Raw genomic sequence first — 19,389 nt, forward strand, 5'->3', positions numbered from 1 at the left:
GCGTCCACTGGCTTGGCTAATCCTCATAGGCGATGGTGTCGACCAGGCGGGCGAACGTGCCGTCCGACAGCTGGAAGCGCACCCAGCGGAAGCGGCTGGCGTGGATGGGCACCTCGGCCGAGCGGTTGGCCCGTGTCGTCAGCTCCAGCGCCGGCGGCGCCGGCTCGAACCAGCCCAGTGCCGGCAGGGCCGCCTCCGCCGCCACGATGTCCTCGGTGGCGTAGGGCCAGAGGGAGGTGCCCAGCAGATCCGTCCGCGCCCGGCCGAAGTCCCGCTCCCGCTTGGGCGAGAGGGCCAGCAGCGTATGCGTCAGGTCGCAGACCAGGTGGACGGCACCGGCGGACTGGTTGACCAGGCGCGCCAGCTCGCGATCGGCGGCGCTGTCCAGGCCGGCGCGCATCAGCAGGCGGATGGCCGTCTGCTCATCGGCGTCGGGCGCCAGCGCGCCCGATTCCCAGCGCGACACCGTGGCCTGGGAGACGCCCAGCAGCTCTCCCGCATGCGCCTGCTTCATGCGGCGCAGCGTGCGCCACATCCGGAGCGAGGGCCCCAGATGCGACACGGGGCCGATCACGGCGGCGATGCTGCGGCCCATGGGTGACGGTGTCCTGTGCCTTGTCCACGCATATCTTATTCACGGCCTTTCTCCGCCGGTCATGCCAAAAATAGCGACCCCGCCCGCCGCGGGGAAACACGCGTTCGAGGGCATCATGGACAGCCGCTGGGTCAAGATCGTCTGGTTCTATTGCGTCGGCGTCATCGCCGCCGCCCAGCTGGGCAAGATGTCGGCCCTTATCCCCCTCATCTCCCGCGACCTGGGCCTCAGCCTCACCGTGGCGGCCCTGGTCATCTCCCTGCTGGAGATCGGCGGCGCCGGCTTCGGCCGCATGGCCGGCGGCCTGATCCAGCGCGCGGGCCGCCGCCCGGCCCTGCTGGCCGGCACCGCCTTCCTGGCCGTGGGCGGCATTGGCGAAAGCCTGGCGCGGGGCCCCACGGCGCTGATCGCCTGGCGGATGTTGGAGAGCGCGGGGTACCTCACCACCGTCATCGCCGCCCCCATGCTGATCCTGGAGACGGCGACCCCGCGTCAGCGTGGCGTGGCGCTGGCGCTGTGGAGCAGCTTCGTACCCGTGGGCCTGGCGCTGGGCGCCATCCTGTCCGGCTGGGCGGCGGCGCTGTGGTCCTGGCGCGGCGCCCTGTTCGGCGGCGGCGTGGTGGCGGCCGGCGCCCTGGCGCTGTCCCTGCCCATGACGGCGGGTGCCGGGGCCCGGGTGCGGGGTGCGGGTGCCGGCGGAGCCGGCCCCACCCGGCGGGCCTGGGCCCTGGCCGTGGGCTTCGGCTGCTACACCACCTTCGAGGTCGGCCTCTTGGGCATGCTGCCCACCTTCCTGGTGGACAAGGCCGGCGCCACCGCCGACACCGCAGGATTCATCACCGGCGTCGCCTCCTTCGCCACCGTGGCGGGCAGCGTGGTGGCCGGCTGGTGGAACCACCGCAACCACGGGCGGGATCTGGCGCGGGGGGCGTCCTTCGCCCTGATGGCGGTCAGCATCGTGGCGCCGGCCCTGCTGCTGTTCCTGGTGTTCGGGCCGGCGCCCGACCTCACCACCGCCGCCGGGGCGGTCATCGCGCTCAACGCCCTGTCCGGCGTCTATCCTGGCCTGGCCTTCGCCATGCTGCCCGCCGTGGCGGGGTCGGACCGGGGCCTGCCCGCCGCCAACGGCCTGCTGACCCAGTTCGGCGCCAGCGGCTCCCTCATCGGGCCACCCCTGTTCGCCGCCTTCGCCGGTCACTGGGGTTGGACCAGCGCCGCCGCCTGCGGCCTGGCCGCATCCCTGCTCTGCCTGGCCTTGATGCGGGCGGCGGGGGTATCGTCACCTCCCGTCGCGGTCCCCGATCAGGCCGCCTGAGTTCCCTTGGAGTTCCGACTATGCCTGCCCTTCCTCCCCGGGTGATCGCTTTGGATGGCGATGACACGCTCTGGCACAACGAGGCCATGTTCTCGACCTCGTACGCCGAGTTCCGCGACCTATTGCTGCGCCACAGCGACCTGGACCAGGCCACCATCGACGAACGCCTGCTGCTGGTGGAGCGGCGCAACCTGGTGACCTACGGCTACGGCATCAAGGGCTTCACGCTGTCGATGATCGAGACGGCGCTGGAACTGACGGAGGGGCGCATTCCCGGCATCGCCATCGAGGCCCTGGTGCGGCGCGGCCGCGCCATGCTGGCCCATCCGGTGGAACTGATCGACGGCGCGCTGGAGGTAATCGAGACCCTGCGGGAACGGGACCATGAGGTGTGGCTGATCACCAAGGGCGACCTGTTCGACCAGGAAAGCAAGATCGCCCGCTCCGGCCTGGCCGAGCTGTTCCACCGCATCGAGATCGTGTCGGAAAAGGACGACACCACCTACCGCCGCCTGCTGGAGCGCCACGGCGTGGCACCCGCCGACTTCGCCATGGCCGGCAACTCCCTGAAGTCCGACGTGCTGCCCGTGGCGGCCCTGGGCGGACTGGGCTTCCACGTGCCCTATCACACCACCTGGGCACACGAGATGGTGTCCGGCCCCGTCCCCCACCCCTATACCGAGCTTGCGTCCTTACGTGAATTGCCGAGCGCGTTAGGGTCCAGGTAAGGAAACAACTCGGGATGCGGGATGGCTCTGATCAGTAGTGCAACCGGCACTGGGCGATCTGAACCTCCTGCTCATCGCCCTTGCCGCGCACCCGATAGACCAGGCGATGCTCCTGCGTGATACGGCGGGACCACCAGCCGGCGAGGTCACCTTTCAGCGCCTCCGGCTGGCCCACTCCCCGAAAGGGATCGCGGCGGATGTCCTTGATCAGGCCGTTGATCTTGCGCAGCACGTCCATGTCCTGGGACTGCCAATGCAGATAGTCGTCCCAGGCTTGCGCCGTGAATTTCAGCTGCATCAGTCCAGGTCGTCAGGCAGGTCCGCAGTGACAAACTTACCGGCATCGGCGGCAGCGATGGAGGCGAGCAAGCGTTCGGCATTCCGGGGGCTGCGCAGCAGATGCAGCGTCTCCATCATGCCATTGAACTCATCCTCGGCGATCACCACGACCGACCGGCCGCCCTGCCGCGTCACCACCAACGGCGCGCGGCTGTCGCATGCCGCGTCCAGGTGCGCCTTCATGTTCTGGCGAAACTCGGTGTAGCTGACGTGGGACATGGGATCCTCCTGATACCCTATCTGTACATATATTTGTACAGACCGTCATCTACAAGAGCCCCCACCTCACCCCAGCGCCAGGTCGTCCCGATGGATCATCTCATCGCGGCCGCGCCAGCCCAGGCTGGCTTCGATCTCGGCGCTGCGGCGGCCCTGGATGCGGCGGGCGTCCTCGGCGGAATAGGCCACCAGGCCGCGGGCGATGACGCGGCCGGCCTGGGTGCGCACAGCCACCAGGTCGCCACGCTGGAAATCACCCTCGACCTCGCGCACGCCGGCGGGCAGCAGGCTGCCGCCCCGGGCCAGGGCCTGGGCCGCGCCCTCATCCACCACCAGGGTACCGGCCGGCTTCAGGGAGCCGGCGATCCAGCGCTTGCGCGCCGTGCCGGGGCCGGCGGCGGGCAGGAACCAGGTGCACAGCGCCCCGCCCTGCTCCGCCGCCGTTTCCAGCGCCGCCAGGGGGTTCATGCGCTTGCCCGAGACGATGGCCATGCGGCAGCCGGCGGCCACGGCGATGCGGGCGGCGGCGATCTTGGTGACCATGCCGCCGCTGCTGTAGCCGGCGGGCGGTTCCCCCGCCATGGCCTCGATCTCCGGCGTCACCTCGGTCACCACCGGCAGGTGGCGGGCGTGGGGATCCTTGCGCGGGTCGGCGGTGTAGAGGCCGTCGATGTCGGACATGAGGACCAGGGTGTCGGCGCTGATCATCTGCGCCACGCGGGCGGCCAGGCGGTCGTTGTCGCCAAAGCGGATCTCGGCGGTGGCCACCGTGTCGTTCTCGTTGATCACGGGAACGGCGCCCAGCTTCAGCAGGGTCTCGATGGTGGCGCGGCCGTTCAGGTGGCGGCGGCGGTCCTCGGTATCATCCAGGGTCAGCAGCACCTGGGCCACGGTGATGTCGTGGCGGGCCAGGGTTTCCTGGTAGGCGTGGGCCAGGCGGATCTGGCCGGTGGCGGCGGCGGCCTGCTTTTCCTCTAGCTTCAGCGGGCGGCCCACCAGGCCCAGATGTTCCCGCCCCACGGCGACGGCGCCGGAGGAGACGATGACCACGTCCACGCCCCGGCGGCGCAGGGCCGCCACGTCATCGCACACGCTGTCCAGCCAGTCGCGGCGGATGCGGTGCGTCTCGCCATCCACCAGCAGGGCGGAGCCGATCTTGACGATCAGGCGCTTGGCCTGGGTGACCGGCGGGACATCAAACACCGCCGCCGCACGGGTTGAGGAAATTTCCGTGCGGTCGGCGGCGTCGTTCATTTTCTAACGTGTCCCTTTGTCGGCCTGGGAGATGTCATCCAGGGGATTGTACCGCGCCTTGTATGCCTTGCTGCGCGCTTCCTCGCCATCCGCCAGACGCGCAGCCTTGATCTGCTCCAGAAGCGCATACAGCACGTCGGGCACATACTCGCCCGTGGCGCCGGACAGCACCATGACCGGCTTCTTGGCCGAGCGGCGCAGCTTCAGCTTCTTTTCCTCAAGCTCTTCCGGGGTCAGCGCGTCGACCTTGTTCAGGGCGACGATCTCCGGCTTCTCCGCCAGGCCGCCGCCATAGGCGCGCAGCTCGCGCCGGATGGTGCGGTAGGCCTTCTGCACATCCTCCTGCGTGCCGTCCACCAGATGCAGCAGCACGCGGGTGCGCTCCACATGGCCCAGGAAACGGTCGCCCAGGCCGTGGCCCTCGTGTGCGCCCTCGATCAGGCCGGGGATGTCGGCCACCACGAACTCCTCCTCACCCGCGCGCACGACGCCCAGGTTGGGCACCAGCGTGGTGAAGGGATAGTCGGCGATCTTGGGCCGGGCGCGGGACACGGCGGCCAGGAAGGTGGACTTGCCGGCGTTGGGCAGGCCCACCAGGCCCACGTCCGCGATCAGCTTCAGGCGCAGCCACACCCAGCGCTCCTCCCCCGGCCAGCCGGGGCCGGCCTTGGTGGGCGCGCGGTTGGTGGAGGTCTTGAAATGGGCGTTGCCAAAGCCGCCGTCGCCGCCCTTCAGCAGCACGATGCGCTGGCCCACTTCCATCATGTCAGCAAGCACCGTCTCCTGATCCTCGTCCAGGACCTGGGTCCCCACCGGCACCTTCAGCACCATGGGTTCACCGGCGGCGCCGGAACGGTCGCGGCCCATGCCGTGCCCGCCGCGCTGCGCCTTGAAGTGCTGCTTGTAGCGGTAGTCGATCAGCGTGTTCAGGCCGTCCACGGCCTCGATCACGATGTCGCCGCCGCGCCCGCCGTTGCCGCCGTCCGGCCCGCCGAACTCAATGAACTTCTCCCGGCGGAAGCCGACGCAGCCGGGGCCGCCGTCACCGCTCTTCAGGTAGATTTTGCACTGGTCCAGGAACTTCATGATGGGCGGGCCTTATGTCATGGCCTTTGAAATATCAAAGGCCCCCTCAAACGCCGGGCGGCCACATCCGTGGCCTTGGCTTCCTCGCTGCGCCCCCCCCTTTACACTAACTGGGCGGTGCTCGCTCCGGCGGACGCGGTCGCGTCCTCGGGAAACTTGGGTTGGGGCGGCGCGGCAAATGCAAATCGGGGGAACGGTCACCCGTCCCCCCGATCAGAGTCAAAACACCTGGTGCCGAAGCGGCAGGTTACTCGGCGGCGGCGGCCACCGGCTCCTGGGCCAGCTCGACGGACACGTAGGTGCGGCCCTGACGGCCGGTGTGGAACTTCACGGCGCCGTCGGCGGTCGCGAAAATGGTGTGGTCCTTGCCCAGGCCCACATTAGCGCCGGGGTGGAACTTCGTGCCGCGCTGGCGGACGATGATGTTGCCGGAAACGACGGCTTCACCGCCGAAGGCCTTCACGCCCAGACGACGACCGGCGCTGTCACGACCGTTGCGGGAGCTACCGCCTGCCTTTTTATGTGCCATCTCGAAAACTCCTTAAATCGAGGAGGTCGGCTGCCGATCAGGCGCCGGCCTGGATGTCGGTGATGCGCAGGATCGTCAGGTCCTGACGATGGCCGTTCTTGCGGCGGTAGTTCTGCCGGCGCTTCTTCTTGAAGATGATGATGTGCGGCGCGTGGGCCTGGGCGACCACGGTGGCCGTCACGGCGGCGCCAGCCACCAGCGGGGTGCCGACGGTGGTGTTGCCGGCATCGCTGACCAGCAGGACCTCGTCCAGCTTCAGGGAGGCGCCGGCGTCACCCGCCAGCTTCTCAACCTTAATGACGTCGCCGGCCGCGACCTTGTACTGCTTACCGCCGGTGCGGATGACTGCGAACATTCTAGCCCACCACTGATCTGGCCGGGCCCAGCCGAGAGTGGCCAGCGCCCACGCAAAACGGAACGACGGGACCTAGCACAGGACCCGTTTCTAAGAGAGCGCGCACTATACAGGCGACCTCGGCCCTGTCAAGCACCCCCAATACGAGTCCGCGCGGAATCCCGACGCCCGGCACCGTTGCGGGATTCTCAGGGCTTCGCCTCGGGTTCCACGATCACGCCCGACGAGGCCGCAAGGCGGGGCAGCAGGCGCCGTTCCGCCGCCAGGCCGGAGAAGGCCGGCTGCGCCACGGAGGGGGCCAGGCGCCGCCGCGGTTCCACCACCCGGGTGGCGGTGGTGGCGTAGATCTGCTTGCTGGCCTCCACGATCTGGACACCGGCGAAGGCCTTGAACCAGCGGGCGCCCAGGTTTTCCACCGCGCCGGCCGAAGCCATGAAGAATTGGTACTTCACCGGCGGCATGAACAGGGCCGACGTCTCCCGCTCCGGCACGAACAGGTTGGCGCGCAATACGCGGCGCAACTGGCCCGTGGAAAACGGGGAGCCGTGGCCGAAGGGGGTACGGTCGGTACGGGCCCAGATGCCCCGGCGGTTGGGCACGACGGCGATCAGGCGCCCGCCGCCCGCCAGGACGCGCCAGATCTCCTGCATCATGGGTTTCAGGTGCTCGGTGAACTCCAGCCCATGGACCAGCAGCACGCGGTCGACCGACATATTGGGGAAGGGCAGTTCCAATTCCTCGCCCAGGGTCACCAGGCCGGGCCCCTCGGGCGGCCAGAAGACGACGCCTTGGGCGGCCGGCATGACGGCCATCACCCGCTCCGCCTCCGTCAGGAAGGGCCGCAGGAAGGGGGTTGCGTAACCGATGCCCAGGACGCGCTGGCCGCTGACGTCGGGCCAAAGCTCGCGCAGGCGGCGGCGCACCAGCCGCCGGACCACCTGGCCCAGGCTGCTTTCGTAGAATTCGCGGAGGTCGACGACGTCATTGTACATCAGCGGGATGCTAGCACGCCCGGGGCGCCTCCGCCTATTAGGCCTGCGGCCCTAGTGCCTATCGCCATGCCGCCGCGCCCGCCTGCGACGTGGCCGCCGCTTGTGGGCGCGCGAATTGGGGCTTACCTTTCAGGTGAACGCCTTGGGAGGCCCCCGCCATGTTCCGCCCCGTCCCCGCCCTGATCGCCGCCGCCCTGGCGGCCGGCCTGCTGGCCGGCTGCGCCGCCGACCAGACCACCAGCAACACGTCCAGCACCGACAAATCCGACGGCGTCCAGACGGCCAAGGCCGAGTCGCGGGACAGGGGGCAGATGTGCATCCCCGTCCGCACCATCCGCCGCACCCAGGTCATCGATGAAAGCACCATCCTGGTGGAGATGCAGGACCGAACCAAGTTCATCCGCATCAACCTGGCCGGCCGCTGCGCCGGGCTGGGCTTCTACGGCTTCGCCTACGTTTCCCATAATGACGAGCTGTGCCGCACCGACCCGCTGACCCTGGTGGGCATGCCGGTGCCGCCGGTCTGCCTGATCGACAGCATGATCCCCATCGACAAGGCCGAGGTCGACGCCCTGAAGGCCAAGCAGAAGACGGAAAGCCCGAACGGCGCGGCCACGCCCGCGCCCGATGACCAGGACCGCGACTGAGCGTCAGCCCGGCAGCCCCACCGCCGTGGGCAGAGCCCAGTGCCGCCAGACGCTGACCATGCGCAGCGCGAAACAGGCCCCGCCCCCAGCCAGCGCCGCGTAGCGCGGTGCCATGCCCAGGCGGATGGCGGCGGTCATGACCGCGGCGCCCAGCAACGCGGCCGTGGCGTAAACATCCACCCGCAGGATGGCCGGCACCTGGGCCAGCATGATGTCGCGCAGGGTGCCGCCGCCCACACCGGTGATGGTGCCCATCAGCACGGCGCTGAAGGGCGGGATGTCGCGGTTCAGCGCCTTTTCCGTGCCCGCCACGGCGAACAGCGACAGGCCGGCCGCGTCCAGGGTGGTCATCAGCCCCACCGGCACCTGGCCCACCATGGCGTGGCCGGTGAAGGTGGCCGCCCCGGCGGCGAAGGCCATGACGGGATAGCGCCAGTCGCGCAGGGCCGTGGGCGGCGCCGCCCCGATCAGCAGATCGCGCAGCACACCGCCGCCCAACGCCGTGGCGAAGGACAGGACCATCACACCGAACAGGTCCAAGCCCCCCCTGAGGGCGGCCATGGCGCCCTCGACCGCGAACAGCACGGTGCCAGCCATGTCGGCCACGGCCAGCACCGTATCCGTCTTCTTCCCCATTCCCGCCCCCAACCAGATCCCCACCGGCCAACCAACTCCGTCCAGCGTTACACGCCGGAGCGCCGGCTGGCGAGAGGGTCAGGCCGGACGCCGCAGTTGCCGATGGATCAGCAGGACCGCCAGCAGCCCGCCCACCGCCACCAGGGGCACGAGGCTGAGCAGCAAATCCGGCGCCGACAGCCCCGCCTCCACCAGGCCGCCGCCCAGCAGCGGCCCGACGACGGAACCCAGGCGCCCGGCGGCCACCGCCCCACCCACGCCAGTGCCCCGAATGGCGGTGGGGTAGCAGGCGGGCGCCGCGGCGTAGAGCGTGGCCTGGGTGGTCAGGACCATGGCGCCGGCCCCCAGCCCCACCAACAGGGCGATGGTCAGGTTGGCCGGCATCTGGGCCAGCAGCACCAGGAAAACCGCCAGGCCCACGAAGACCGTGATGGCGTAACCGAAGCGCCGCGGGCCGTCGAGCATGGGCCCGGTGACGACGCAGGCGATGGCGCCCGAGATGTTCAGCATCACCTGGATCAGCGCCGCCTGGGGCTTGCTGAACCCCCGGTCGGTCATCAACAGGGGCAACCAGCTGAGCAGCAGGTACAGCACCATCAGGGTGGCGAAGAAGGCCAGCCACAGCAGCACCGTCTCCACCGCGCGGCCGCCGCCGAACAGGATGGCGATGATGCCGGGCCGGGCGTCCCCCTCCGCCGCCGCGGCCGCGCGGAAGGCGTGCGAGTCGGGCAAGGCCCAGATCAGCAGGGGCAGGACCAGCAGCGGCGCGCCGCCGGCGACATAGAATATGGTGCGCCAGCTGTCGAAGCCGCCGCCCATGCCGGCGAAGACGGCGATCAGGCTGACGATGGCGCCACCCAGGGGCATGCCGCCATACATCAGGGAGACGGCCCCGCCCCCCGGCCGGGGGGGCTGTTTTCCGCCACCAGGGCCACCAGGTTGGGTAGGGTGCCGCCCAGGCCCAGCCCGGTGGCCAAGCGCATGAGGAACAGGGTGGTGAAGTCGGGCGACAGGGCGGTGGCGGCGGTGAACAGGCCGAACAGGGCGACCGAGACCACCAGCACGGCCTTGCGCCCGAAACGGTCGGCCAACCGGCCCCCCACCAGGGCCCCCAGGAACAGGCCGATGGTGCCGGCGCTGAAGAAGGCGCCCAGTTCCTTGGGCGCCAGGTGCAGGGCGGGGGCCAACTTGGGCGCCGCCACGCCGGCCGCCTGCAGATCCACCCCCTCCAGGACGGCGACCAGCAGGCACAGCAGGGTGGTGCGGTTGATCAGGCCGCCCGCCGGGGCCTGTGGCGCCGCGATCGGGGCATTCCCCGGGGCGGCCACCGCGTCATGGTTCAGCACGTTCCTCTCCCGTTTATTCTTATCGGTCGGGAACAAGGTGCGCGCGGGAACGATGGATGTCCAGAAAAGTTGCTATCAACAACTAAACCTGACGCCGCCCCGCCGTCAGGCCGCCGGCGACGAACAGCGCCACGCCCACCATCAGACCCATGTCGGCGATGTTGAAGATGCCGGTGCGCACGCTGCCGATCCCCAGGTTCAGGAAGTCGAACACCGTGCCGCCCTGCACCAACCGATCCAGCAGGTTGCCCAGGCCACCGCCCAGGAAGCTGCCCGCGCCCAGCAGCTCCAAACGGCTCAACACCCGTGCCCGCAGGCTCCACACCAGCAAGGCGGCCAGGACCAGGGCCACGCCCACGGTGAAGACCAGGCCCCGCGCGTGGTCGTCCAGCCCGGCGCCGATGCTCAGGAAGGCGCCGGGGTTGTTGACCGGCGTCACCAGGATGGCGCCGTCCAGCGCCGTCAGTTCCACCCCCGGGGTCAAGGCCCCCTTCAGCCAGGCCTTGGTCGCCTGGTCGGCCGCGAACCAGGCGAGCGCCGACGGCGCCAACCAGCGCAGTCGGTCCTGTATACCCATCCTCGGCACACTCATCATCCCTCATCCCCGCTGTCGTTCTTTCGGGCGCAGGCCTCGCGATAGGCGGAGGGTGACTGGCCGATGACCTGTTTGAAATCCTGGGTGAAATGCGCGTGGTCGAAATAGCCCAGATCCTGGGCCAGCGTGGTCAGATCCACCGCCTCGCCCTGGCCCAGGCGGTGTGCCGCTTCATGCAGGCGGGCCCGGCGGATGACCCATTTGGGCGTCATGCCCACCAAGTCGGCGAACAGCCGCTGCAGCGCGCGCACGCTGGAACCCGAGCGGGCCACCAGATCATCCACCCGCAGGATGTCGCGGTCGGCCTCCACCAGCGCCACCAGCCGGTTGATCTCCGCCGCCATCGGCGGCACATCCATCAACCCCTGACGCAGCAAGGGCTCGGCCACCGCCACCATGCCGGCGTCATCCTCGGCCGCCAGCACCGCCGCCTCCGCCCCCTCGGCCGCCGCGCCGAACACGGCCCCCAGGGCCAAGGTGCGGTCGACCAGCGTGGTCAGGGGGGCGCCCAGCAGGGCGCGGAAGCCGGCGGGACGGAAACGGATGCCCAGCACCCGCCCGGCATCGCGCAGTTCATAGGCGAAGATGCCGTGCATGGGGCCGTAGATGGCGCTGCGCCCCCGCTCGAACACCAGGTTCACGGCGGGATAGGGCAGCGTGCGCTGGACATAGGGCGGCTGCCCGGTCAGGTCCCAGGCCACCACCCAATAATGCTCCACCACCGCCGCCAGATCCTCGGCCGGCAGGTAGCGGCCCAGGCGGAAGCGCCGCCCCGCCGCCCCGGGCGCCAGCACGCCCTTGGGCGCCGCCGTCACCGGGCGCACGGATTTTCCCTGTCCTGGTCGCGTTTTTCCAAGCCCACCAAATCCCCCAAGCCTATCGTCCCTTCCGATCGCCGTTCCCATGGAGAGCCGCCATGAAACTTTACTCCCTGGCCCTGTCGCCCTTCGCCGCGCGCGTCCGCGCCGCCATCTACGGCAAGGACCTGGCCGTCGACATCCTAACCCCGCCCGAGGACTGGCGCACCTCCCCCGCCTTCCGGGCGCTGAACCCCATGGTGCGGGTGCCCGTGCTGGTGCTGGACGACGGCCGGTCCATCCCGGAATCGGCCGTGATCGTGGAGTACCTGGAGGACGCCTTCCCCGCCGTCCCCCTGCGCCCCGACGACCCGGTGGACCATGCCCGTGTGCGCCTGCTGACGGCCGTGGCCGACAACTACGTGATGCGCGAGACCTTCCCCCTGTTCGGCCTGTTCGACACCAAGACACCGGATGAGGCCGCGATCCAGGCGCAACTGGCCAAGCTGGACAGCGGCCTGGGCCTGCTGAATGGCCTGTTGGCCGAGGATACGGCGCGCGGCCCCTTCGCCTTCGGCGGCCGGGTCAGCACCGCCGACGCCTGGCTGGTGCCGGTGCGCTATACGCTGGAGGGCCTCATGCGCTTCTCCGGCCGCGCCCACTTGCTGGACCGCCACGCCGCCGTGGCCGGCTATGCCCAGGGCTTGCGCGAAAGCCCGGCCCTGGCGCGGGTGTGGGATGAGATGGAGGACGGCCTGCGCGCCTTCATGGCCCAGCGCGCGGCGACTGCATAATATATCCAGACCGTCGCATCCATCGGGAAAGACGGGGAAAAGGCGGCGGCGCTGTGGTAGGACGGATGCCAGATCGCCGGCCCCTCCTGACCCACATCGGGGATGGCCGGCCAAAAACATCCGGGACTGCTTCACCATGGTCAGCCGCCGCTTTTTCCTCGCCGCCGCGTCCACGCTTCCGCTCTCCGCCGGCGCCCTCTCGGCCCGGGCTGCCAGCCCATCCGGCACCGACAGCCTCGCCGCCCTGAAATCCATGACCACCGGCGCCAAGCCCATCGCGGTCGAGGAGCGGCAGGCCCGCATCGCCAAGCTGCAGGACCTGATGGCCCGCCGGGGCATAACGGCCTTCCTGGTCGAATCGGGCAGCAGCCTGGACTATTTCACCGGCATCCGCTGGCACCGTTCCGAACGCACCACCGCGGCGCTGATTCCGGCCAAGGGCCAGGTCATCGTGGTGACCCCGGCGTTCGAGGAACCCTCGGTGCGTGAGACCCTGCAGGTGGGCGGCGACGTCCGGGCGTGGAACGAACACGAAAGCCCCTTCCAGCGCCTGGCTCAGTCCCTGAAGGACAGCGGCGTGGCGACAGGCACGGTGGCGGTGGAGCCCACCACCCGCTTCTTCATCATCGACGGCATCCGCCAGGTGACCACGGATTACGACCTGGTGTCCGGCGACGACCTGGTGCGGGCCTGCCGCATGCACAAGTCGCCGGCGGAGCTGGCCCTGATGCAGGTGGCCAACGAGGTGACGCTGGCGGCCCTGCGCCACGCCCACGCCCATGTCCGGCCGGGCATGCGGGCCGCCGACATCGCGGCCTTGGTGGACACCGCCACCGCGGCCCTGGGCGGCCAGCCCGAGTTCTCCCTGGTGCTGCTGAACGAGGCCAGCGCCTACCCCCACGGCTCGATCCAGCCGGAGGTGGTGAAGGACGGCTCCACCGTCCTGCTGGACTGCGGCTGCGCCGTGCATGGTTATCAGTCCGACATCTCCCGCACCTGGGTCCATGGCACCCCCAGCGCCCGCCAGCGCAAGGTGTGGGACACGGTGAAGCGCGGGCAGGAGATCGCGCTGGAAACCGCCAGGCCCGGCATCGCCGTGGGCGAGATCGACAAGGCCGTGCGCCGCTATTACGAGGGCGAAGGCTGGGGGCCCGGCTATCGCCTGCCCGGCCTGTCGCACCGCACCGGCCACGGCATCGGCCTGGACGGGCACGAATCCCCCTACCTGGTGCTGAGCGACACGACGCCGCTGGAGCCGGGCATGTGCTTCTCCGACGAGCCCGGGCTCTACATCCCCGGCGAATTCGGCATCCGGCTGGAGGATTGCTGGCACATGACGGAAACGGGCCCGAAGCTGTTCACCCCGCTGGCGGCCTCCCTCGACCAGCCGATCTGAACTTGGGCCGCGACTGCGGCCGCCGGAGATTTCTGATCCCAGGACTGGTCCGTGTTGCCGCGGATGTCGATGCTGCCGCCCTTCAGCACCTGGGGCGGAAGGCAGGACGGACTATGGATGGAGATACAACCCTATAGGTCGACCCGCCAGAGTTTGCGCCTAAAGCGCGAGAATCCGCGTTGACCGGATGTTCATGATGTGTTCTCATTCTGCGTCGTCAACGCAAGGATGGAGAACGGTATGAACGGGGCGTCCCACGCCACGTATGGCCACCGGCTTGCCCCGCCGCAGGCGAGGCCCGGTGTCGTCTGCGATGATCAGGGTCCTCTCTGGAATTCCATCCGCCTGCTGGTGAGGACCACGGCCGGCTGGGCTCCCCGCCCCACCGACGAACTGGGCGCCTTGGTAACGGCGGCCTCGGGCCGGGCCGTCGATGCACGACGGTTGCACGCCCGCCTGTCGCCCATCGCCCGGGCGCTGAACGAGGGCCACCTGGCGCGCGCCGTCATCGGCGCACAATATCTGGACCTGCCCCCCTCTGGCAGCACTCCCCTCGCCAAGGCCAGCCCCGACGATCCCGCCCATCCGGGGTGGGAGGCGGGAGCGCCCGATGGCAAGGGCGGCCAGTTCCGGCCCAAGGATGGCGGACTCAGCGAAGCGGACCAGGCGGAAACCGACGCCCCCGAGCCCAAACCGGAAGATACGGCCGCCCTGCGGGAAGCTGTTAAAACCACCGCCCAGCGCGCCGTGCGGCGGGCATTCCGGCAAACCGCCATTGAACTTCTCACCCGGCGGCGCCTGGGCCGTATCGCGCTGGAACTGGCCTTCAACGCCGTCCCGGTACTCGATGTGCTGGGCGACGCGGCGCTATTGGTGGACTTGGCCGAACTGGGGGGACGGTTGAAGTCCCTGGCGGCTGAAGTGGCCGCCGTTCATGCATTCGCGGAAGCGGGCGTGCGCACCGCGGAGGAGTTGATGGTCACCAGTGAGGAGATTTCCTTCTCCTCCTATGACGCCTTCAAGAAGACCGACCTTCCCATCGACGAGATCGACGCGTTGGAGAAGAGGTATGGTTCCGCCGGCCCTGGCTACGACTATCACCACATCGTCGAACAGTCGGCCATCGGGGATGGCATTCCGGCCGAGCTGGTCAACTCGACCCGGAACATCGTGCGCATGCCCAGGATACTGCATGAGGAAGTCACAGCCGCCTTCAATCGCCCCGCTTATAAGGGCGCACCCATGAGCCTGCGCGAATATCTGAAAACCGCCCCGTTCGAGGAACGGATGCGGAAGGGAATGGAGGTCATGCGCTCCCTCGGCTTGGTGAAGTAGGAGCTACCCTATGACCCCTCATGGAAAAGACGCCAGCACCGCCGCGCGGATCGAGGAATTTCGCACCCAGGTTAAACGGTACTTTCATGCCGATCTCATGGGCGACCGCCGGACGATGAAGGCCTGCCTGCCGAAGATGGGCAAAGCCGTCCAGGCTCTGGAGACAGTGGCCCCCGAGGGCCGCATGGCCTTGGTGCCGCTGTTGAAGGACCCGGATGACGGCGTGCGCGTCTACGCCGCCGCTTATCTCTTCGGTCGCCTGCCGGAGGAGGCACGCGCCGTGTGGGACGATGTCCTCGCCGGCTCCCATCATCCGAGCGCGTATCTGAACGTGGTCAGTTTCAAGGTGATCGCCGACTGGAAGCCGGCCGACTTCATCAAAGCCTTTGAATAGGGCATGAGCGACGTGATGATCACCCGCCCGCGACCGGCCCTCCCCCCATCTCCTCCGCGATGCAGCGCAACGCCGCGCGCACCGGGGCGGACGCTTTCATGTCGCTGTGCACCACCAGCCACATGTCGCGCGACAGGATGGGCGGGCCCGCCACGGCGGCCAGGCGCGGGTCGTCCGCCGCCATGAAGTCGGGCAGCAGCGCCACACCCATGCCGCTGGCGGCGGCGGCCTGCTGGATCTCCACCGTGTTGCCGTGGAAGACGGTGGGCCGGCCGGCCGCCAGGGCCTCCAGCGCCCGCTGCTGCGGGGACTGGTCCAAGGGGGCGGCGCTGCCGATGAAGACCCAGTCGGCGGGCGCTGTGGCCGCCAGATAGGCGGGCGTGGCGTAAAGGTGGAAGGGCAAGGGCGCCAATTTCCGCGCCGTGAGGTCGCCCTCCGTCGGCCGGCTCATGCGCACGGCGATGTCGGCCTCCCGCCGCTCCAGCGAGGCGCTGCGCACCTCCCCCAGCAGGGTCAGCGTCAGGGCCGGGTGGCGCCGCCGCAGGGTGGCCAACACGGGCGCCAGCAGCAGCACGGCCAGGGCCGGCGGCGCGCTGATGGTGACGGTGCCGGCGATGTCGGCGCGGGCGCCGTCGGCCAGGCGGCGCACCGCCTGGGCGTCGTGGCCCATGCTCTCCGCCAACGCCGCGATGCGCTCCCCCTCCGCCGTGAGGGCCAGGCGGCGGCCGCGCCGGTCCACCAGCCTCACCCCCAGCGCCTGTTCCAGCGCCGCCACCCGCCGGGCCACGGTGGCATGCTCCACCCCCAGCGCGCGGGCGGCCGCCGATAGGGTACCGCCCGTGGCCAGCGCCGCGAAATGGCGCAGATCCTCCCAGTCCATGGGCCCGCCCCGTCCGTTAATTTTCGCACAATCATTGGTAACAATTAGGGAATTTTCTCACCAACGCGGCGGCGCGACAATCGGGACCATCGTCACACCGGCGTTGAAGGAGCCAGACATGGGCGCCCAGCCCCCCGATATCGTCGTCACCGTGGCCGCCCCCGGCGGCGTGGACCAGTTGCGCGTCACTCCGCAGGCCGCCCAAACCCCGGGGGCCGGCGAGGTGCGCCTGCGCCATGACGCCATCGGCGTCAACTTCGTCGACACCTACCACCGCCGGGGGCTCTATCCCCTGCCCGGCGGCGTGCCCGGGGTGGAGGGCGTGGGCGTGATCGAGGCGCTGGGCGACGGCGTCATCGGCCTGGCGGTGGGCCAACGCGTGGCCTATGCCGGGGTGGCCGGCGGCTATGCCAGCACCCGCCTGCTGCCGGCAGGCCGCGCCCTGCCCTTGCCCGACACCGTGTCCAGCCCGGTGGCCGCCGCCTCGCTGTTGCGCGGCCTGACGGCGGAGATGCTGCTGACCGCGACGTATCCCGTGGGTCCGGACACGGTGCTCTTGGTCTCGGCCGCCGCCGGCGGCCTGGGCATCATGATCACGCGCTGGGCCCGGCGGCTGGGCGCCCGGGTCATCGGCACCACCAGCACGGCGGAGAAGGCGGCCCTGGCCCGCCACCACGGCGCCGACGCCGTCATCCTTGGCCGCGACGCCGATGTGGCGGCGGAGGTGGCCGCGCTGACCGGCGGCCGGGGCGTGGACTACGCCATCGATGGGGTGGGTGGCGGCACGCTGCTGAAGGTCATCGCCGCCACAAAGGCCGGCGGCACGGTGGCCAGCATCGGCCAAGCCGGCGGCCCCGTCCCGGCGGAGGCGGCCGAGGCGCTGGCCCAACAGCGTGGCCTGACCTTCACCCGCCCCAGCATCCTGGCCCGCGTCGCCGACCTCGGCACCTACCACGCGGCCGCGACGGAGGTGTTGGCCCGCCTGGCCCAAGGCCTGACCGTCGACATCGGCGGAACCTACCCCCTGGCCGAAGCGGCGCGGGCGCACACCGCGCTGGAAGCCGGCCGCACGACGGGGGCCCTGCTGCTGGTACCATAGAACTTTTCCCGATATGCCGGTGGGGCCCATACCGCTCGAGAGCGGGGCCCCACCAATCGGTTGCTAAACCATTAGGCCCAATATAGGCTCCAGAAACGACCGGGGCCGCGGCAGCTTTACTTTTCAGAATTAAGACCGCCCCGACGCCGGATACATTTATTTTCTTTCCGGATTTTCCCACCGCGCCAATCGGGGAGCCCATTATATCATGAATGAACAATTACTCACGCTGTCGAATACATTCAAAAAATACAATCTTGGCTGCGGAACCATGCTGTACCGCGGATTTCTCAATATAGGCTATTGGCCGCAGCTGGAAAGCGGCGGCGTCTACCAGAACCTCAACAACACCGAGGGGACGTTCATGCTGAACCACGACCTCAGGGACGGCATCCCGGCCCTCGATGGTTCACTGGACCTGATCTATCACAGCCATTTCCTGGAGCACATCAGCTATACCGACGGCATCACCTTCCTGAAGGAGTGCCACGCCAAGCTGGCCGCGGGCGGGAAGATGCGCGTGATCGTCCCCGACCTGGAGAAATGGGCCAAGGCCTATGTCAATAACGACCGGTTCTTCCTTGAGGAATACGTCAAGGAAGCGCTGGACCCCAACCTATACGTGACCAACGCCGCCATCTTCATGGGTATGCTGCACAATCACGACCACAAGTGCGGCTATGATTTCGACACCCTGAAATGGGTGCTGGAGCACGTCGGCTTCACCCACATCAAGAGGACGCTCTACGCCAGCAGCGAGTACGTGGAGAACATCTTCGAGGTCGAGCCGCAGCAGCCGGTGCGTATCATGGAAAGCCTGTGCGTCGAGTGCCGGAAATAGACAGCCCGGCAGACCTTCCGGCGACGCCGAGAGAACAAAGTCCCCAGCCTGGTCAGGGGCATTTTTTAGAACATTGAAATGCTTACAGGAAATGGCGGAGAGGGTGGGATTCGAACCCACGGTACCATCGCTGGTACAACGGTTTTCGAGACCGCCCCGTTCGACCGCTCCGGCACCTCTCCGTATCCATTCCCGTGTCCGGCCCCCGTTTTGCTGTCGAACGGGAAAGGGGCCGGCTGGCGAAGCGGCGCGGAACGTAGCGGATGCGGATCGCCAGCGCAAGCGCTATATGAGCGAATAATATCAGCGCCGGCGGGGCTTCCAGCTGGCGATGACGGCACCGGCGACGATGAGCAGGCAGGAGGCGGCGACCACGCCGCTGGGCCGCGCCCGGCCGGCCAGGATCAGCAGCAGGGTGGACAGCAGCGGCGTGGCGTAGCTGAGCGCGCCCAGGGTGTGGATGTCGCCCTTCTTCATGCCGATGTCCCAGACGAAGAAGGCCGCCCCCACGGGGCCTAGGCCCATCAGGGTCAGCAGGGCCCACTGCCGGGCGTCGGGCGCCACCGTCGCCTCCAGTCCCCAATGGCAGAGGGCCGACAGGACCGCCGTGGCCAGGCAGAAGAAGGCCACGGCGTCGGTGGGCACGGCCCCCAGCAGGCGCGACAGGGTGGAGTAGGCGCCCCAGGTGACGGCGGCGCCGGCCGCGGCCAGGAAGCCCGGCAGATAGGCGGGATCGACGCTGATGCCCCGGCCGCCGGTGACCAGCAACCCAGTGCCGGCCAGGCCGACCAGGGCACCCAAGACCTGGCGCCGCCCCAGGCGTTCGCCCGGCAGCAAGCCGGCGAACAGCACGATCAGCAGGGGCCAGAGATAGTTGATGAGGTTGGCCTCCGCCGCCGGTGCCGACTTCAGCGCCAGGAAATAGAGGAAGTGATAGCCGAACAGGCCACCCACCCCCAGCACCCAGGCGACGGGGGGCTGGCGCGACGCCGCCCAGGGTGACCGGCCGCGCGCCGTCATCCACACGATGCCGACCAGGCCCGCCACGGCGAAGGCCACCGCCTCCGTCTCGAACGGCGGAATGGGGCCGGTCAGCGTCGTCAGCAACGCCAGGGTGGACCACAGCAGGATGGCCCCGGCGCCGATGAGGGTGGCCCGCCGGGCGGTGATGCCGCCGGCCGATGCCCCCTCGCCATTCCCAACCGTGCCGTCCATGC

Annotated in this window: 24 protein-coding genes and 1 tRNA gene; 9 read left to right on the forward strand and 16 right to left on the reverse strand. The window is 69.3% G+C overall.

What is annotated here, in order from left to right; translation table 11 throughout:
* Window positions 1–16: 16 nt before the first annotated feature.
* Window positions 17–595: a helix-turn-helix transcriptional regulator gene (locus UAA55_RS27600; RefSeq protein ID WP_322956840.1), complete on the reverse strand. Its 579-nt coding sequence runs from the start codon at window positions 593–595 to the stop codon at window positions 17–19.
* A gap of 115 nt (window positions 596–710) precedes the next feature.
* Here UAA55_RS27600 and UAA55_RS27605 point away from each other — a divergent pair, with 115 nt between their 5' ends.
* Together UAA55_RS27605 and UAA55_RS27610 are read left to right on the forward strand one after the other, a co-directional pair.
* The gene (locus tag UAA55_RS27605; protein WP_322956842.1) at window positions 711–1,910 is read left to right on the forward strand and encodes an MFS transporter; all 1,200 of its coding nucleotides are present in this window, start codon (window positions 711–713) and stop codon (window positions 1,908–1,910) included.
* A 20-nt stretch (window positions 1,911–1,930) separates the two neighbouring features.
* The gene (locus tag UAA55_RS27610; protein WP_322956844.1) at window positions 1,931–2,638 is read left to right on the forward strand and encodes an HAD family hydrolase; all 708 of its coding nucleotides are present in this window, start codon (window positions 1,931–1,933) and stop codon (window positions 2,636–2,638) included.
* 31 nt (window positions 2,639–2,669) lie between these two features.
* Here UAA55_RS27610 and UAA55_RS27615 read toward each other — a convergent pair whose 3' ends face one another.
* From UAA55_RS27615 to UAA55_RS27645, 7 genes are all read right to left on the reverse strand, one after another.
* On the reverse strand, window positions 2,670–2,936 hold the full coding sequence (locus UAA55_RS27615; RefSeq protein ID WP_322956846.1) for a Txe/YoeB family addiction module toxin: 267 nt from the start codon (window positions 2,934–2,936) through the stop codon (window positions 2,670–2,672).
* Entirely contained in the window at window positions 2,936–3,196 is a 261-nt protein-coding gene (locus UAA55_RS27620; RefSeq protein ID WP_322956847.1) for a type II toxin-antitoxin system Phd/YefM family antitoxin, read from the reverse strand. Before UAA55_RS27620 ends, UAA55_RS27615 begins: the two co-directional genes overlap by 1 nt.
* 66 nt (window positions 3,197–3,262) lie before the next feature.
* Window positions 3,263–4,450: a glutamate 5-kinase gene (proB, locus tag UAA55_RS27625; protein WP_322956848.1), complete on the reverse strand. Its 1,188-nt coding sequence runs from the start codon at window positions 4,448–4,450 to the stop codon at window positions 3,263–3,265.
* A 3-nt stretch (window positions 4,451–4,453) separates the two neighbouring features.
* Entirely contained in the window at window positions 4,454–5,536 is a 1,083-nt protein-coding gene (gene obgE / locus UAA55_RS27630; RefSeq protein WP_322956849.1) for a GTPase ObgE, read from the reverse strand.
* Between the two features lie 247 nt (window positions 5,537–5,783).
* A complete protein-coding gene (rpmA, locus tag UAA55_RS27635) occupies window positions 5,784–6,065 on the reverse strand; it encodes a 50S ribosomal protein L27 (RefSeq protein WP_322956850.1) in 282 nt (93 codons plus the stop codon).
* A gap of 37 nt (window positions 6,066–6,102) precedes the next feature.
* The gene (rplU, locus tag UAA55_RS27640; protein ID WP_004272539.1) at window positions 6,103–6,420 is read right to left on the reverse strand and encodes a 50S ribosomal protein L21; all 318 of its coding nucleotides are present in this window, start codon (window positions 6,418–6,420) and stop codon (window positions 6,103–6,105) included.
* Window positions 6,421–6,608: 188 nt separating this feature from the next.
* A complete protein-coding gene (locus UAA55_RS27645) occupies window positions 6,609–7,412 on the reverse strand; it encodes a class I SAM-dependent methyltransferase (protein ID WP_322956852.1) in 804 nt (267 codons plus the stop codon).
* Window positions 7,413–7,570: 158 nt separating this feature from the next.
* On the opposite strand from UAA55_RS27645, the gene UAA55_RS27650 reads away from it, so the two are divergent.
* On the forward strand, window positions 7,571–8,059 hold the full coding sequence (locus UAA55_RS27650) for a DUF6491 family protein (RefSeq protein WP_322956853.1): 489 nt from the start codon (window positions 7,571–7,573) through the stop codon (window positions 8,057–8,059).
* 3 nt (window positions 8,060–8,062) lie between these two features.
* Here the strand turns inward: UAA55_RS27650 and UAA55_RS27655 are convergent, their stop codons facing one another.
* The 5 genes from UAA55_RS27655 to UAA55_RS27675 all read right to left on the reverse strand — a co-directional run bounded on the left by UAA55_RS27655 (window position 8,063) and on the right by UAA55_RS27675 (window position 11,460).
* A complete protein-coding gene (locus UAA55_RS27655; protein WP_322956855.1) occupies window positions 8,063–8,695 on the reverse strand; it encodes a trimeric intracellular cation channel family protein in 633 nt (210 codons plus the stop codon).
* Between the two features lie 78 nt (window positions 8,696–8,773).
* The gene (locus tag UAA55_RS27660; protein WP_322956857.1) at window positions 8,774–9,574 is read right to left on the reverse strand and encodes an MFS transporter; all 801 of its coding nucleotides are present in this window, start codon (window positions 9,572–9,574) and stop codon (window positions 8,774–8,776) included.
* Window positions 9,574–10,041 (reverse strand): MFS transporter, encoded by a 468-nt coding sequence (locus UAA55_RS27665; RefSeq protein ID WP_322956858.1) that lies wholly within the window; start codon window positions 10,039–10,041, stop codon window positions 9,574–9,576. Before UAA55_RS27665 ends, UAA55_RS27660 begins: the two co-directional genes overlap by 1 nt.
* Before the next feature lie 82 nt (window positions 10,042–10,123).
* The gene (gene lspA, locus UAA55_RS27670; RefSeq protein WP_322956860.1) at window positions 10,124–10,618 is read right to left on the reverse strand and encodes a signal peptidase II; all 495 of its coding nucleotides are present in this window, start codon (window positions 10,616–10,618) and stop codon (window positions 10,124–10,126) included.
* Window positions 10,619–10,632: 14 nt separating this feature from the next.
* Complete coding sequence (locus tag UAA55_RS27675) at window positions 10,633–11,460, reverse strand: helix-turn-helix domain-containing protein (RefSeq protein ID WP_322956861.1); 828 nt, start codon at window positions 11,458–11,460, stop codon at window positions 10,633–10,635.
* A 92-nt stretch (window positions 11,461–11,552) separates the two neighbouring features.
* Between UAA55_RS27675 and UAA55_RS27680 the strand changes: the two genes are divergently transcribed.
* The 4 genes from UAA55_RS27680 to UAA55_RS27695 all read left to right on the forward strand — a co-directional run bounded on the left by UAA55_RS27680 (window position 11,553) and on the right by UAA55_RS27695 (window position 15,352).
* The gene (locus tag UAA55_RS27680) at window positions 11,553–12,227 is read left to right on the forward strand and encodes a glutathione S-transferase family protein (protein WP_322956862.1); all 675 of its coding nucleotides are present in this window, start codon (window positions 11,553–11,555) and stop codon (window positions 12,225–12,227) included.
* 136 nt (window positions 12,228–12,363) lie between these two features.
* On the forward strand, window positions 12,364–13,623 hold the full coding sequence (locus UAA55_RS27685) for a M24 family metallopeptidase (RefSeq protein ID WP_322956863.1): 1,260 nt from the start codon (window positions 12,364–12,366) through the stop codon (window positions 13,621–13,623).
* Between the two features lie 240 nt (window positions 13,624–13,863).
* Window positions 13,864–14,958 carry a hypothetical protein gene (locus UAA55_RS27690; RefSeq protein WP_322956864.1) on the forward strand — a complete coding sequence of 365 codons (1,095 nt, stop codon included), beginning with the start codon at window positions 13,864–13,866 and terminating at the stop codon, window positions 14,956–14,958.
* 10 nt (window positions 14,959–14,968) lie between these two features.
* On the forward strand, window positions 14,969–15,352 hold the full coding sequence (locus UAA55_RS27695) for a hypothetical protein (RefSeq protein ID WP_322956866.1): 384 nt from the start codon (window positions 14,969–14,971) through the stop codon (window positions 15,350–15,352).
* Window positions 15,353–15,371: 19 nt separating this feature from the next.
* On the opposite strand, the gene UAA55_RS27700 is transcribed toward UAA55_RS27695, so the two are convergent.
* Complete coding sequence (locus UAA55_RS27700; RefSeq protein ID WP_322956867.1) at window positions 15,372–16,232, reverse strand: LysR family transcriptional regulator; 861 nt, start codon at window positions 16,230–16,232, stop codon at window positions 15,372–15,374.
* Window positions 16,233–16,350: 118 nt separating this feature from the next.
* On the opposite strand from UAA55_RS27700, the gene UAA55_RS27705 reads away from it, so the two are divergent.
* The gene (locus UAA55_RS27705) at window positions 16,351–17,331 is read left to right on the forward strand and encodes a quinone oxidoreductase family protein (protein WP_322956869.1); all 981 of its coding nucleotides are present in this window, start codon (window positions 16,351–16,353) and stop codon (window positions 17,329–17,331) included.
* A gap of 271 nt (window positions 17,332–17,602) precedes the next feature.
* Entirely contained in the window at window positions 17,603–18,172 is a 570-nt protein-coding gene (locus UAA55_RS27710; protein WP_322956870.1) for a class I SAM-dependent methyltransferase, read from the forward strand.
* 92 nt (window positions 18,173–18,264) lie between these two features.
* Here UAA55_RS27710 and UAA55_RS27715 read toward each other — a convergent pair.
* A tRNA-Ser gene (locus UAA55_RS27715) sits at window positions 18,265–18,354 on the reverse strand.
* Between the two features lie 121 nt (window positions 18,355–18,475).
* Window positions 18,476–19,387, reverse strand: a complete 912-nt coding sequence (gene yddG / locus UAA55_RS27720) for an aromatic amino acid exporter YddG (RefSeq protein WP_322956872.1) — start codon at window positions 19,385–19,387, stop codon at window positions 18,476–18,478.
* Between the last annotated feature and the right edge of the window lie 2 nt (window positions 19,388–19,389).

This window comes from Nitrospirillum guanabarense (assembly GCF_034653355.1).
In the GTDB taxonomy this organism is placed as follows: Bacteria; Pseudomonadota; Alphaproteobacteria; order Azospirillales; family Azospirillaceae; genus Nitrospirillum.